This is a genomic window from Marinomonas sp. BSi20584 (assembly GCF_002792415.1).
Lineage (GTDB): Bacteria > Pseudomonadota > Gammaproteobacteria > Pseudomonadales > Marinomonadaceae > Marinomonas > Marinomonas polaris.
Genome location: NZ_KZ454886.1, coordinates 33,344 through 47,564 on the forward strand (window position 1 = coordinate 33,344; position 14,221 = coordinate 47,564).

General features: G+C 45.7%; 10 protein-coding genes and 1 CRISPR repeat array (1 of these 11 only partly in view). Of the genes, 7 read left to right on the forward strand and 3 right to left on the reverse strand.

Annotated elements, in window-relative coordinates:
- Window positions 1-3,183: a CRISPR direct-repeat array (repeat unit 28 nt; unit sequence CTTCACCGCCGAATAGGCGGCTTAGAAA); it begins 988 nt to the left of the window's first position.
- 347 nt (window positions 3,184-3,530) lie between these two features.
- The gene (locus TY87_RS16065; RefSeq protein ID WP_100187846.1) at window positions 3,531-4,337 is read left to right on the forward strand and encodes a siderophore-interacting protein; all 807 of its coding nucleotides are present in this window, start codon (window positions 3,531-3,533) and stop codon (window positions 4,335-4,337) included.
- Between the two features lie 120 nt (window positions 4,338-4,457).
- On the opposite strand, the gene TY87_RS16070 is transcribed toward TY87_RS16065, so the two are convergent.
- The gene (locus tag TY87_RS16070; protein ID WP_100187847.1) at window positions 4,458-5,156 is read right to left on the reverse strand and encodes a pirin family protein; all 699 of its coding nucleotides are present in this window, start codon (window positions 5,154-5,156) and stop codon (window positions 4,458-4,460) included.
- Between the two features lie 133 nt (window positions 5,157-5,289).
- Between TY87_RS16070 and TY87_RS16075 the strand changes: the two genes are divergently transcribed.
- The 6 genes from TY87_RS16075 to yjfF all read left to right on the forward strand — a co-directional run bounded on the left by TY87_RS16075 (window position 5,290) and on the right by yjfF (window position 12,256).
- Window positions 5,290-6,210, forward strand: coding sequence for a LysR family transcriptional regulator (locus TY87_RS16075; protein ID WP_100187848.1), 921 nt, complete (start codon window positions 5,290-5,292; stop codon window positions 6,208-6,210).
- A 153-nt stretch (window positions 6,211-6,363) separates the two neighbouring features.
- On the forward strand, window positions 6,364-7,311 hold the full coding sequence (locus TY87_RS16080; RefSeq protein WP_100187849.1) for an AEC family transporter: 948 nt from the start codon (window positions 6,364-6,366) through the stop codon (window positions 7,309-7,311).
- Between the two features lie 215 nt (window positions 7,312-7,526).
- Entirely contained in the window at window positions 7,527-8,513 is a 987-nt protein-coding gene (locus tag TY87_RS16085; protein WP_100187850.1) for an ABC transporter substrate-binding protein, read from the forward strand.
- Window positions 8,514-8,597: 84 nt separating this feature from the next.
- Window positions 8,598-10,169, forward strand: coding sequence for a sugar ABC transporter ATP-binding protein (locus TY87_RS16090; protein ID WP_232617160.1), 1,572 nt, complete (start codon window positions 8,598-8,600; stop codon window positions 10,167-10,169).
- A gap of 63 nt (window positions 10,170-10,232) precedes the next feature.
- On the forward strand, window positions 10,233-11,291 hold the full coding sequence (locus TY87_RS16095; protein WP_100187851.1) for an ABC transporter permease: 1,059 nt from the start codon (window positions 10,233-10,235) through the stop codon (window positions 11,289-11,291).
- On the forward strand, window positions 11,288-12,256 hold the full coding sequence (gene yjfF, locus TY87_RS16100) for a galactofuranose ABC transporter, permease protein YjfF (RefSeq protein ID WP_100187852.1): 969 nt from the start codon (window positions 11,288-11,290) through the stop codon (window positions 12,254-12,256). The genes TY87_RS16095 and yjfF overlap by 4 nt, the downstream gene beginning before the upstream one ends.
- A gap of 122 nt (window positions 12,257-12,378) precedes the next feature.
- Here yjfF and galU read toward each other — a convergent pair whose 3' ends face one another.
- Both galU and TY87_RS16110 read right to left on the reverse strand, forming a co-directional pair.
- Window positions 12,379-13,215: a UTP--glucose-1-phosphate uridylyltransferase GalU gene (gene galU, locus TY87_RS16105; RefSeq protein WP_072841113.1), complete on the reverse strand. Its 837-nt coding sequence runs from the start codon at window positions 13,213-13,215 to the stop codon at window positions 12,379-12,381.
- Window positions 13,216-13,301: 86 nt separating this feature from the next.
- Complete coding sequence (locus tag TY87_RS16110; protein ID WP_100187853.1) at window positions 13,302-14,180, reverse strand: ArgP/LysG family DNA-binding transcriptional regulator; 879 nt, start codon at window positions 14,178-14,180, stop codon at window positions 13,302-13,304.
- Window positions 14,181-14,221: the final 41 nt, after the last annotated feature.

The window sequence follows — 14,221 nt, forward strand, 5'->3', positions numbered from 1 at the left end:
AAGTCACCCGCCATGATCAAGCGCCCCATGCCCGCTTCACCGCCGAATAGGCGGCTTAGAAAATCGCCAGTGGTATCACCCGCTGCGCGGCCGTCTTCACCGCCGAATAGGCGGCTTAGAAAAAGGACAGGATAAAGCATTGAAACAGTCGCAACTTCACCGCCGAATAGGCGGCTTAGAAATTTGCCCAACATGCTGACTTCACATCTTCCAACTTCACCGCCGAATAGGCGGCTTAGAAAATTCTTCTGGCAAGTCAAGACGCTGCTCTATTCTTCACCGCCGAATAGGCGGCTTAGAAAAAACGGATCGCCGCCAAAATGTCACGGAACGACTTCACCGCCGAATAGGCGGCTTAGAAAGAGTTAGCTCGGCTGTAAGCTGCAAGATTTGCCTTCACCGCCGAATAGGCGGCTTAGAAAAGCAATAGCCAAGCCATTTAGATCTAAGTCGTCTTCACCGCCGAATAGGCGGCTTAGAAATACAAGCTTCATAGGCGTTGATCTATCATCCGCTTCACCGCCGAATAGGCGGCTTAGAAAAGCAGCAAGGCGGCTATCCGCAAGGCTATGACCTTCACCGCCGAATAGGCGGCTTAGAAAGATAATATCCGTTGGTGTAGTTGTGCCGCGCTCTTCATCGCCGAATAGGCGGCTTAGAAAGTGAACGCTTTGTTACTCGTTGCAATACTGGCCTTCACCGCCGAATAGGCGGCTTAGAAATTTCTGTTTCGTTACCACCTAACACGGTTTACCTTCACCGCCGAATAGGCGGCTTAGAAATCAAGATGGTTACTTCATTTTCAACGCCGTTGCTTCACCGCCGAATAGGCGGCTTAGAAAACAACATTGTTACTAATTTGGAGTGATAACATCTTCACCGCCGAATAGGCGGCTTAGAAAGGATATGCGTATTATCAAGACGATCAGTTCGGCTTCACCGCCGAATAGGCGGCTTAGAAAAATAAGAGGATAAGACCCAAGATCCAAACGCACTTCACCGCCGAATAGGCGGCTTAGAAAACAAGAAACACCAAGCGTTAAGCCAAACGCAGCTTCACCGCCGAATAGGCGGCTTAGAAAACTCTCTCGGCTCATTCCGCTTTTCAAGTTAACTTCACCGCCGAATAGGCGGCTTAGAAAAGCGCTAAAAGCGCTTCTTTCACTAGATTGGCCTTCACCGCCGAATAGGCGGCTTAGAAAGCTTTTTTGATCGTCTTATAGGGCAATAATGACTTCACCGCCGAATAGGCGGCTTAGAAAAAGGATTCCTGATCCGATAGTGCGATATTGAGCTTCACCGCCGAATAGGCTGCTTAGAAAACATCGTAAAACGTCCCGCCAGTACGCAGCTTCTTCACCGCCGAATAGGCGGCTTAGAAACAAGTAATGGCAGGTGAACGAAAGGGCAAGAACTTCACCGCCGAATAGGCGGCTTAGAAATAGTTCCAGTCGTAGCCAAGGCAAAAGCCGCTCTTCACCGCCGAATAGGCGGCTTAGAAAAGATAATCTAGCACCTTTGTTTTAACAGACGACTTCACCGCCGAATAGGCGGCTTAGAAATGAAGAAGATCGCTATAACTTGGCATTGGCTTCTTCACCGCCGAATAGGCGGCTTAGAAACGTAATGATTTCGGGTTGCCGTGGGTTGGTGTCTTCACCGCCGAATAGGCGGCTTAGAAACTCGCGCTCAAGCTCTTGTACGCCGCGAATGACTTCACCGCCGAATAGGCGGCTTAGAAAGAAACCAGAACGCTATAGAGCAAAGACGGCTCCTTCACCGCCGAATAGGCGGCTTAGAAATGATTCGTGCCGATTGAACTAATGTTCAATTCTCTTCACCGCCGAATAGGCGGCTTAGAAAGATAGGCTTATGGCAAATAACACAGCGGTAATCTTCACCGCCGAATAGGCGGCTTAGAAAATCCAAATGGCTAAACTCAGGCGCAATAATGACTTCACCGCCGAATAGGCGGCTTAGAAATACTCAAAACCAAGACGCCACACGCCCAACAACTTCACCGCCGAATAGGCGGCTTAGAAATGTTTGGTGTGACGAAGTGAAAAAATAACATGCTTCACCGCCGAATAGGCGGCTTAGAAACCGTGGCACCTTCTGATACCAAGACGTAATACCTTCACCGCCGAATAGGCGGCTTAGAAATGCTAACCCCAACCCAGTTTCAACACCAAACACTTCACCGCCGAATAGGCGGCTTAGAAAGATGCCAGGAGTGCTCCACTCCGCATTGGCGCCTTCACCGCCGAACAGGCGGCTTAGAAACTTAAAGATTCCATTCCAGACACTTTTTTAGACTTCACCGCCGAACAGGCGGCTTAGAAAAGAACCAGCAAACACGGCGAATTCACCGACCCCTTAACCGCCGAACAGGCGGCTTAGAAAGCCGACACATCCCAACGCTCACCAGCGTCTAACTTCACCGCCGAACAGGCGGCTTAGAAAGCGAATAGGACTATCAAGACCATCCCGATAAACTTCACCGCCGAACAGGCGGCTTAGAAACGTGGGAAGTCGCAAGACAAGGACAAATATTTCTTCACCGCCGAACAGGCGGCTTAGAAAAAAAATAGGAACAGGAACATCAAGAACGCCAGCTTCACCGCCGAACAGGCGGCTTAGAAAAAGCAAGATAATAGTTACAAGCTTGATTTAAGCTTCACCGCCGAACAGGCGGCTTAGAAAAAGCAAGATAATAGTTACAAGCTTGATTTAAGCTTCACCGCCGAACAGGCGGCTTAGAAAGCAGAGGGGCGTTTGACTGATGCGGAATCTGACTTCACCGCCGAACAGGCGGCTTAGAAACTGAGGCGGTCGACAACAGCCATGACATCGTTCTTCACCGCCGAACAGGCGGCTTAGAAAGATTGAGGGCGGGAAAAATCAGCCCAACGGGCCTTCACCGCCGAACAGGCGGCTTAGAAAAGACGGCCAGTCAGGCAAGTCTTTACCCTTGCCTTCACCGCCGAACAGGCGGCTTAGAAAAAGAAAGCCGTTATCGCTGGGACATTATCAGTCTTCACCGCCGAACAGGCTGCTTAGAAATTTGCTTTGCAACTGATTAACGAAGTCTTCTACTTCACCGCCGCAGAGGCGGTTTAGAAAATAAAATACGTCGCATAAAAGCCCTTTTCAGGCTTCACCGCCGAACAGGCGGCTTAGGTTTATGTCATTAGATGGCTGAGGCTGATGCTTTGACGAGCCATGATTGTTTTCTCTTGGTGTAAATTTTCATTAAAAATACACCAAGAGAAGATGTGTTTGAAAAACTGTTTGGTTTTGTTTGGTGCTTCGCTGAAAAGCCTGAAGGCTTCATGGATATAAAAAATTGTGCGACATGAGAACTCTGCGGAACTTAAGCTCTGATTTCCTTTATTTATTGATAAGGGTTATCATTCGTATTTGTTTGGTTTGTACCTTCTGATGCTTTTCTTTTGATTAGCATTTTAGGCATAGGTACTTTTCGTACTTTATAAGCGAGTTTAGTTCCTAGAATAGACAGAGGATGCATAGTGTCAATATTAAAGCATGAGCGTATTCAGGTACCCTTAAAGCAGCGTGTTGCGAGGGTTGTTAAGTTAAAAGACTTGTCATCGACATTACGACGAGTAACTTTGCAAGGAGAGGATTTTCAGGCTTTTGGTTTTCATCCGTTAGCACCAGAAGCCCATGTTAAGCTTTTTTTTCCAAATGCGTCTGATGATGTACTTCGTATGCCGGAAGTATTGGATGATGGAAATGCGGACTGGCAAGGTGCAGCCGAAGGACGCTTTTCAGCATTTCGTGATTATACTATTCGTTCTTTTGATGCAGATTTGCTAACAGTCGATATTGATTTTGTTTTGCATGATGTCGGAGTTGGTGGGCCTTGGGCGAAACAGGCAAAAGTGGGTGATTTGTTGGGGATATTCGGACCAAGGTCTGTTAGGTTGCCGCCTCTTGATGCTTTGAAATATGTGTTTTTTGTTGATGAAACAAGTCTTCCTGCTTTAGCTCGTTGGTTAGAAATTTTGCCAGAGTCTGCCAATATTGATGCTTGGATAGAAGTGCATTCAGTGAGTAGCGAGATTTCTTTACCAGCGCATGTTGGCGCTAACTTACATTGGCTTCACCGCAACAATGAACAAGAAAACCATCCATATGGCCGTTTATTGCTTGATGCTTTAGATAATTTGCCGAGTGGTTGGGCATGTGAAAAAACTTGGGTATGGGCTGCAACGGAAGCGCATGCGATTGTTCAGTTGAGGCGCAAGCTGATGAATATAGATGTCCTTAATAAGGATCATTTGGATTTAGTTGCCTATTGGAAGCAAGTTTAAAAAAAAATCGTGAACCTCGCGACATTAAAAATGCCGCGTGATTCAACTTTTTTATTGAAGTTTAAACCCGTGGAAATATACGGGTTTAAACGTTTATACAATTCAATCACTCAAGTCCAATCAAACCAAGTCAAAAAGTAGTGCTTTAACGCGTTGCTCGCTTAGTCTTTCAAAGTTAATTTCTGACACGTTTTCAATTTTCGCGCCGTCACCAGGTCGCATGGTGATGCCGTCGCCTAGGGACAGTTCGCCTTCGATCAGGTGCACATAGTAGTGGCGATTGCTGTCGGCTTGCCATGTGGCTTTTTGTTGATCTTCAAGGATCAATTGAATCAGTTGCATGTCTTGCTTTACTTGCAAGGTGCCATTCGCGCCGTCCGGTGTGATGACCGTGGTGAAGCCTTGCGCTTGGCTAAACTCTTTTTGTTGGTAACCCGGTTCTCCACCTAGTTTATTTGGTTGAATCCAAATTTGTAGGAATTTCAGCATGTCTGTTTTAGAGGCATTGAATTCACTGTGGTAAATGCCTTTGCCTGCCGACATTAGTTGGTATTCGCCTGCTGGCAATTCTTTTATGTTGCCAGCGCTGTCTTTATGAGCGATTTTACCTTCTAGGACTAGGCTGATAATTTCCATGTCTTTGTGGCCATGAGTTTCAAAACCAGCGCCTGGCGTTACTGTGTCATCATTGATGACTCGAAGGTTTGAAAAGCCCATTTGTTGAGGATCATAGTAGCTGCCAAAAGAAAATGTATGATTGCTGTCTAACCAACCAAAGTTTGCGTGTCCACGGTCTTGTGCGTTGCGAATAGTGATCATGGTATTTCTCCTATTAGTTACCGGAAGACAGAGTGGCTTGCGGTGTATGAAGTGAGTGTAGGCGTTGCTAAAAAGAAAGAAAACCGGAAGGTTTTGAGCTAGTATTTCAAAAAATTTGAATAAAGGTTGAGCTATGGCATACGCGGTCACATTGGAAGCATTACGGGTGTTGGAGGCGATTCATCAGTTGGGTAGTTTTGCGGCCGCGGCGGATGCTTTGTTCAAAGTGCCGTCTGCATTGACCTATACGGTGAAGAAGCTGGAAGATGATTTGGGTGTGGCTTTGTTTGATAGATCACGACAAAAAGCCGTGTTAACACCAGCAGGGCATTTGGTGCTGGAGCAAGGTCGAGCCATTTTAGAAGCCGCGATGCGATTAGAAGATTCGATCAAGCAGTTTGAGTCAGGCTGGGAGCCTAAGCTTCGAATCGCCCGAGATACTGTGCTATTAGAGTCACCTTTGATGTCGGTGGTTGGGGATTTTTTATCGCAGAATCGACCAGTAGAATTGAGTTTGTCTGAAGAAGCTGTCGGCGGAGGTTGGGATGCTCTGCAAGACGATAGGGCGGATTTGGTCATTGGCGCGACGGGTGAGTTGCCTAAGGGTAATGTCCATATCCGAGCCATTGGTGAGATAGAGTTTGTGTTCGCTGCGTCGCCGACGCATCCGTTGGCGTTGACCGATGGGACGATTACCGCCGCGCAATTGCGTCAATATCCTTCTATTGTTGTTGCTGATAGTTCAAAAATTTTGCCAGCCCGCAGCAGTGGGATTTTTGAGAGTCGGCAAGTGCTTAGGGTCGATACCATGCGCAGTAAAATTCAAGCGCAATGTTTGGGTTTAGGCGTGGGGTATTTGCCGAAACATCGCATTGCTGATGAGCTGAGTTCTGGGCGTTTAGTATTGCGTCAGTGTGAGTTGCCAAGGCCGAATCAGATGGCGTACTTGGCATGGCGTAAAGATGATCCGGGCAAAGGTTTGTCGTGGTTTGTAGAGCAATTGGCAATTCAGGATTGGCAGCTTTGTCATTCTCGCGAAGGAGGCTTTCGTTAAACGAATTCCGTCGATCTTGTAGGTCCGTGCTTTAGCGCGTCAAGGTTTTTGGTTTGGTGTTATCGGGCTTTTGACGGCCTAAAGGCCGACCTACAGGTGATTACCTCGTGCTTTCGGGCAGGGGCATTTGGGCTATTTTTTTAAGGGGTAATCGTGTTTTCTCTCTCTCTTTCAGTGTTGCCGGTATTTTTGCTTTTAATGGCTGGCGCTGTTTGTCAGCGTTGGCGTTTTCCGATGGAAGGCTTTTGGTCTGGCGTTGATAAGTTGTCCTATTGGGTGCTGTTTCCTGCTTTGTTGTTTAGCAAAACCTCGCAGATCGATTTCAGCAATCCCATGTTGCCAAAGTATGCCTTTATTTTGTTGTTTGCTTTGTTCGTGACTGCTGTTTTTGTATTTGTCAGTACTTGGCTGATGAAGGTGATTGCGCCGACGGCGTCGTCCATGTTGCAAGCGGGTGTGCGTTTTAACACCTTTGTCATGTTGGCGTTGGCGGGGAGTTTGTATGGTAATGATGGTTTGGTATTGGCGGCGTTGGGCGCATCGGTGTTGATTCCTTCTATTAATGTTTTTTTAGTGATGTCCATGACTTTGATGCATGGGCCGTCTTCGACGGATAGTTCGTCTTCAACATCCTTACCACGTTTGCTAAGTGGGGCTTTGCTTCGCAATCCTTTGATTGTGTCGATCTTGCTTGGCAGCAGTTTGAATTTGCTAGGACTGACGCCGATTATTTTGGTCTCTGATGTGCTGAGTATGTTGTCTCAAGCTGCCTTGCCATTGGTGTTGTTGGCGGTTGGCGCTAGTGTGCGCTTTGAGACGATTCGTTCAGTCGGCATGACCTTTGTTATGTCTTCGCTCGCACGTTTTGTGGTGTTTCCTTTGGTGATTGGCTTAATGTGTTGGTGGCTGGATGTTCGGGGTTTGCCTGCCTTGGTCGCGGTGCTATTTGGCGTGGTACCGACCGCAACATCGGCTTATGCGTTGGCGCGTCAGTTAGGAGGAGATGCGGATAGGATGTCGGCTTATATTACGATGCAGACTTTGTTGTCTGTCGTTACTTTGCCGGTGAGTATTTGGTTGAGCCAGTTGTATTTGATGTAAATGCTATTTTTAATGGCTGAAAGGTGTCACTTTGTGGATAAAAAAGTCATGTTACGGTGTTCTTTCATATCAATATTGATATGAAGTTCGCTGTAACTTGCATTTGAAAGGTAAGTGTTAGGGATATATTGTGAATCTCAGGGTGTTGGCTTGTCTTTAATGACAGGTGTGTGGCGCTCAGAATAGATCACAACAAAAACAAAAAGGAATCTAGTATGCAATCTCTCTCCGTTCGTTCTTCGTTGCCATGGCTGGGTGCATTCAAACGCAAGGCTGTGTTGACAACTTTTTCTGTATTACTTCCTGTGTTGTCTGCTTCGGCTATGGCAGCAGATCTTACGATAGGTTTCTCGCAAATCGGCTCTGAAAGTGGCTGGCGAACGTCGGAAACCGAATCCATTAAAGCTGAGGCCGAACGCCGTGGCTACGATCTAAAATTCTCTGATGCACAACAAAAGCAAGAAAACCAAATCAAAGCCGTGCGTTCATTTATCGCGCAAGGTGTTGACGGTATTTTGCTAGCTCCTGTGGTGGAAACTGGCTGGGATCAAGTATTGAAAGAAGCGCAACGCGCTAAAATCCCTGTTGTGTTGATTGACCGTGGTGTAGCGGCAGATCCAAGTTTGTACTTAACTAAAGTGGCTTCTGACTTTAAAGAAGAAGGTTCATTAGCTGCATCTTGGTTGGCAGCAAAAACCAATGGTCGTTGTAACATTGTTGAGTTGCAAGGTTCAGTTGGTTCATCTGCTGCGATTGATCGTAAGACGGGCTTTGACTCTATCATCAGTAACTTTCCAAATATGACCATTATCCGTTCTCAGTCTGGTTCGTTTACTCGTGCTGGCGGTAAAGAAGTTATGGAAAGTTTCTTGAAGGCGGAAGGTGGTGCGAAGAATATTTGCGCGCTGTTTGCTCACAATGACGACATGGCATTGGGTGCTATTCTGGCAATGAAAGAAGCTGGCGTGAAACCAACCAAAGACATTTTAGTGGTTTCTATCGATGCGGTTCCAGATATCTTTAAAGCTATGGCTGATGGCGAAGCGAACGCGACTATCGAGTTGAATCCTCATCTTGGTGGTCCAGCATTTGATGCGATTTTAGCTTCTCAAAAAGGTGAGAAAGTAGATAAATGGATTAAAGCAAACGGCCCATTGTACCTTCCTGATACAGCGGCTGCGGAATACGCGAAGCGTAAATAATATAGCGACGTACCTAGGCTTATAGATGTCTAGGTACGTTTTGTTTTTGCTTATTTATGTTCGTCAAAATGGAGACTGCAGTTCATGTCGCATTTAGTCAAAGAAAGCGTGCAAGCCAAAGAAACCTTGATAGTCGAAGAAAGGGGCAAAGAAGCGCAAAGCGCTGTTCGTCCTTTATTAGAAATCAAAAATCTCTCTAAATCTTTTACCGGCGTTCAAGCTCTTAATGATGTGTCTTTACAGATTCAACAGGGCGAGATTCGCGCCTTGCTGGGCGAAAATGGTGCTGGTAAATCCACCCTAATTAAAGTACTGACCGGTGTTTATCCGCGAGACGGTGGTGAGATTCTATTAGATGGTAGCTTGATCAATGCGTCAGATAGTGGCCACGCTCAGCGTTTAGGCATCAGTACGGTTTATCAAGAAGTTAACCTTATTCCTACCATGTCCGTCATGGAAAACCTGACATTACAGCATCAAGAAAAAACCTTTGGTCTGATTAGCTGGAAGAAAGCTGAAATCCGCGCCAGAGAGTTACTAGCGCAAGTCGGTTTAGAGATAGATCCATTGCGCCAGTTAGACACTTATTCGATTGCGATTCAGCAATTAGTGGCGATTGCCCGCGCCTTAAGTACGCAAGCCAAAATGCTGATATTAGATGAGCCGACTGCCAGCTTAGACAGTGATGAAATCAAGCAGTTATTCGATTTGATGGAACGTTTGAAATCCGAAGGGTTAGGCATCATCTTTGTAACGCATTTTCTAGATCAGGTTTACAGTATTACCGATAGTATCACTGTGCTACGCAATGGCGAGTGCATTGGTACTTTTAAAACCGCCGAGCTGACGCGTTCCGATTTAGTCAGTCACATGGTGGGTAAATCCTTAGAGGATCTTGCCCCAACCGCTCATGACCATTCCATTAAACGCGAGCGTACTGAGCTTTTGCAGTTAAATAATGTCGGCAAGCAACGCTATCTTCAGCCGTTAAATTTAAGTATCGCAGCAGGGGAAATTGTCGGTGTGGCGGGCTTGTTGGGATCTGGTCGTACTGAGCTTTGTGAGCTGGCTTATGGCTCGGTGAAGCCGGATCAAGGCGATGTCACGCTTGGTAAGCATTCACTGACTAAATCGTCTTTGCGTCGTGCCATCCAAGTTGGCATGGGGTATTGCCCAGAAGACCGTAAACAAGATGGCATCGTGGCGGAATTGAGCGTCAGAGAAAACATGATTCTTGCCCTGCAAGCGAGTAAAGGTTGGTGGTCGCCGATTTCCATGGCAGAGCAGCAAAATCTAGTAGAAGAAATGATTCATCGTTTGGCGATAAAAACGCCTGATATGGACAAACCTATTGGCGAGTTAAGTGGTGGCAATCAGCAAAAAGTGATTCTTGCCCGTTGGTTGATTACGCATCCTGCCTTACTGATATTAGACGAGCCAACACGTGGTATTGATATAGGTGCTCACCATGAAATTATCCAGATCATTAAAGAGCTTTGTGAACAAGGCATGGGTCTATTAGTCGCATCTTCTGAGCTGGAAGAGTTGGTTATGTTTGCTCATCGGGTGGTAGTGATGAAAGACCATCATAAGATATCGGAGCTTCATGGTGATGAGGTTTCAGAGCAAGCGATATTACGCACGATTGCGAGTTAAAGTGCGATAGAAAGTCTCTCGATTAATCTCTTTTATAAGCAAATATTCAAAGTAGCCGTTTCTATGAAAAAGAATAATTTTCTGCATAAACATCAAAAAACACTCGCGCCCTTGTTGTCGCTGGTGCTGATCATTTTGGTCACCGCATCGATAACGCCGGGTTTTCTGAGTATTAAAATCGTAGATGGGCATCTGTTTGGTAGCCTGTTGGATATTCTACATCGCGCCACTCCAACGGCTTTGGTGGCATTGGGCATGGCGGTGGTAATCGGTACTCGTGGTATTGATTTATCGGTAGGCGCGGTGATCGCTATTTCTGGTGCGGTGACGGCCGTATTGACGGTGAATACAGACTTTCCTGTGTGGTTGGTTATTTTATGTGCACTCGGCACTGGCGTAGTCTGTGGCTTGTGGAATGGCATCTTAGTGTCTGTGTTTAACATCCAGCCAATCGTTGCCACGTTAATTTTGATGGTGGCAGGTCGCGGTATCGCACAGATGATTACTGAAGGACAAATCGTCACTTTTCATTCTGATGTTTTGGATGCCATTGGTAATGGCTATTTCTTAGCATTCCCTATTCGTGTATGGATTGCGATAGGTATGATTGTACTGACGGTTCTAGTGATGCGAAAAACCGCGCTTGGTTTGTTTATTGAAGCGGTTGGCGCCAACGTGCGAGCCAGTCGTTTGGTTGGTATTGAGGCGCGCCTGCTGGTGTTGTCGGCCTATGTTTTTTCGGGTTTTTGTGCGGCGATGAGCGGTATTATTCTCGCGGCAGACATTCGTGGCGCGGATGCCAATAACGCCGGATTGTGGTTAGAACTGGATGCTATCTTAGCTGTAGTTTTGGCTGGTGCATCGTTAGCGGGCGGGCGTATTTATTTGTTACTGACGATTGTTGGTGTGCTGATTATTCAAACCTTAACCACGGCGATTCTGACCAGTGGTTTACCTGCCCAATACAATTTGGTTGTGAAAGCAACCATTATTCTTGCGGTATTGTTGATTCAATCGCCTAAAACACGTCAATGGTTGTCAGGCTTCTTCTTGAAGAATAAGAATGCAGGCAAAAGCAGTGCTGGTGAAGCTAGCACTGATAAGAGGAGTGCAAAGCCATGATTAACGAACGTAATTTGCCGATATTGGCAACCTTACTGGTTTTCATCATGCTGTACGGTTTTGGCATGTACCAATACCAAGGCTTTCGTGACACCTTGGTATTTTCAAATTTATTAACTGATAACGCGTTTTTGATCATCACTGCGATTGGTATGACATTTGTAATTTTATCCGGTGGGATCGATTTATCGGTTGGGTCAATGATCGCCTTTATCGGCGTGCTAATGGCGTATCTGATTTCCAATACGGGTATGCATCCTTTGCTTGCTATTGGTATTGCCTTGGTTGTTGGCGTTGCCTTTGGCGCCGCAATGGGAGTAATTATTGCATTTTTCGAGATTCAGGCATTTATCGTTACCTTAGCAGGGATGTTTTTGTTTCGAGGCTTGGCGTATTTAATCAACCTAGACGCGGTACCGATTGATCATCCTTTTATTGCTGGGTTATACGATATTTATGTTCCTCTGCCAGGACGCGGTGGTTTGACCTTTATTGCCATGGCTATGTTGGTATTGCTTGCGTTGGGGATTTTAATAGCCCGCCGAACGCGTTTTGGCATGAGCGTATATGCTTTGGGTGGAGACAGTCATTCTGCCGCTTTGTTGGGTGTGCCAGTAAAAAAGACCATTATTAAAATATATGCGTTGAGCGGCTTTTACAGCGCCATGTCAGGGGTGATCTTTGCGATCTACACAGGTTCTGCGTATCCACTCGCAGCCGTTGGGGTGGAATTAGATGCTATTGCTGCGGTAGTTATCGGCGGGACTTTGTTAACGGGTGGCGTGGGTTATGTGTTTGGTACTTTCTTGGGAGGAATGATCCAAGGCATTATTCAAACTTTAATTACGTTTGATGGCTCGCTAAACAGTTGGTGGACAAAACTCGCGGTTGGCGGTTTGTTACTGTTCTTTATCTTGCTGCAAAAAGGCATTGTGGTGTGGGTGAAAAAACGCTCGGCTAACTAACCACTTTATCTGTATAAAAGTATCAAGTTGCAATCATGCATAAAAAAACCAGTGTCAAATGACACTGGTTTTTTGTTTCTGTATTTGCTTTATTTTGGTGCAATTATTTGCTGTGAGCTAAATTACGCTTCGGTCGCATCTTTATAAATATTCTTGTAGCAGAAGTTGGTTGCTTCAACGAAGCCGTCAACGCTACCACAGTCAAAACGTTTGCCTTTGAATTTATAAGCCAATACACAGCCTTCTTTTGCTTGTTGCAAGATAGCGTCGGTGATTTGAACTTCGCCGTTACGGCCAGCTGGTGTATTGCGGATCTTGTCAAAAATATCGGGTGTTAAAATGTAACGACCGATAATCGCAAGGTTCGATGGCGCTTCTTCTTTAGATGGTTTTTCCACCATGTCGGTAACACGGTACAGGCCTTCCATCATGGATTCACCTTGGATCACACCGTACTTATGTACTTCGTCTTCTGGTACTTCTTCAATAGCAACAATGGTGCAACGGAACTGGTTATACAGTTTAACCATTTGTGCCATTACGCCATCGTCTTCGCCAAAGCAAAGGTCGTCTGCTAGTACCACACCGAAAGCTTCATCGCCAATAAGTGGCTCGCCAGTCAAAATAGCATGACCTAGACCTAACATGTTGTTTTGACGAGTAAAAGAGAAGTTAACGTTGTCGATTAAGTAACGAATCTCATCTAGGTATTTTTCTTTGTTGGTGCCGGCAATTTGATGCTCAAGCTCGTAGCTGATATCGAAATGGTCAGCAATAGCACGTTTACCACGACCCGTTACAAAAGTAACATTGTCCAAACCCGCTTTGACCGCTTCTTCTACGCCATATTGAACCAAAGGCTTGTTTACAATCGGAAGCATTTCTTTTGGCATGGACTTAGTGGCAGGCAAAAAACGTGTGCCATAACCAGCAACAGGGAATAGACATTTGCGAATCATAATTTTTCCTTAAAAATGGCTTTGTGCTTTGTTAAGTGGCTGTCTAAGAAATACGACATAGCCAGCCTGTTTCGGCGACGCACTCATTATAGTGCATCTCGTGTGACACTTTTTATCACCTTAGTTAACCGATCCAGTACAGGTGAATTAAGTTTGTACCAATGCCAATAAAGAGGCAAGGCCAGCCGCTTGTTTGGCAGCAAGGATACCAGTTTCTTGCTTTTTATTTTCTGTTTAATTTGAATACTAGGTACTAAAGCACAGACTGTGCCACCCATTACTAACTCAACAAAGCCATGGGAGGATGGATACCAATGGCTGTGGCTAATATCGGTTTTGACCTCTAAGCATTCATTCTGATAACGCGCCCAGAGTTCATCATGTTCGTCATAAATCAAAGATGGGGATTTTAGAACAGCTTCAGCGCTAAGGTCACCTCTTAAATGCTCTTTAATAAAGCTTGGTGTTGCAACCAGTTCGTAATACATATTGCCAAGAAATATTGAATCCCCACCAGACACTGGCGTACCAATTTGACTAATACAAGCGACCACTTCACCTGTCTGTAATAAGGCGCGAGTTTTAGCTTGGTCGGCGGCTTTAATATGTAGCTTGGTGGAATCTGTTGCAGAAAACTGGCTGACCACCTTGGTAAACCAAGTAGCGAGCGTATCGTTATTCACCGCAATGCTGATTGGTTGAGTCGCCTGATTGCCTTGAATGGTTTCTTGTAAGCCTTCTTCGAGCATGGTGACCTTGTTGAAATGCGCCAGAAGTTGTTCACCAAGCGGTGTAGCAACCACTGGTCTTGCGCGAATAAGCAAAGGGCGACCGCATTCTTGCTCCAAACGTTTGATATTTTGTGACACTGCGGATTGCGTTAGATGCAGATATTCTGCCGCTTTGTCAAAACTTTGGAATTTCAAAACAGCATGGAGAGAGGATAGCGCTTTATAATCCATCATAATTTTATCTAATATAACTTTAGTTTAATTGATTTTAATTT

What these genes read in the sequence shown, in the direction of transcription:
- TY87_RS16090 (WP_232617160.1), top strand. Translation starts at nt 8,598, where the DNA reads ATGTCGCATTTAGTCAAAGAAAGCGTGCAAGCCAAAGAAACCTTGATA.
- TY87_RS16085 (WP_100187850.1), top strand. Translation starts at nt 7,527, where the DNA reads ATGCAATCTCTCTCCGTTCGTTCTTCGTTGCCATGGCTGGGTGCATTC.
- TY87_RS16075 (WP_100187848.1), top strand. Translation starts at nt 5,290, where the DNA reads ATGGCATACGCGGTCACATTGGAAGCATTACGGGTGTTGGAGGCGATT.
- galU (WP_072841113.1), bottom strand. Translation starts at nt 13,215, where the DNA reads ATGATTCGCAAATGTCTATTCCCTGTTGCTGGTTATGGCACACGTTTT.
- TY87_RS16110 (WP_100187853.1), bottom strand. Translation starts at nt 14,180, where the DNA reads ATGATGGATTATAAAGCGCTATCCTCTCTCCATGCTGTTTTGAAATTC.
- yjfF (WP_100187852.1), top strand. Translation starts at nt 11,288, where the DNA reads ATGATTAACGAACGTAATTTGCCGATATTGGCAACCTTACTGGTTTTC.
- TY87_RS16095 (WP_100187851.1), top strand. Translation starts at nt 10,233, where the DNA reads ATGAAAAAGAATAATTTTCTGCATAAACATCAAAAAACACTCGCGCCC.
- TY87_RS16070 (WP_100187847.1), bottom strand. Translation starts at nt 5,156, where the DNA reads ATGATCACTATTCGCAACGCACAAGACCGTGGACACGCAAACTTTGGT.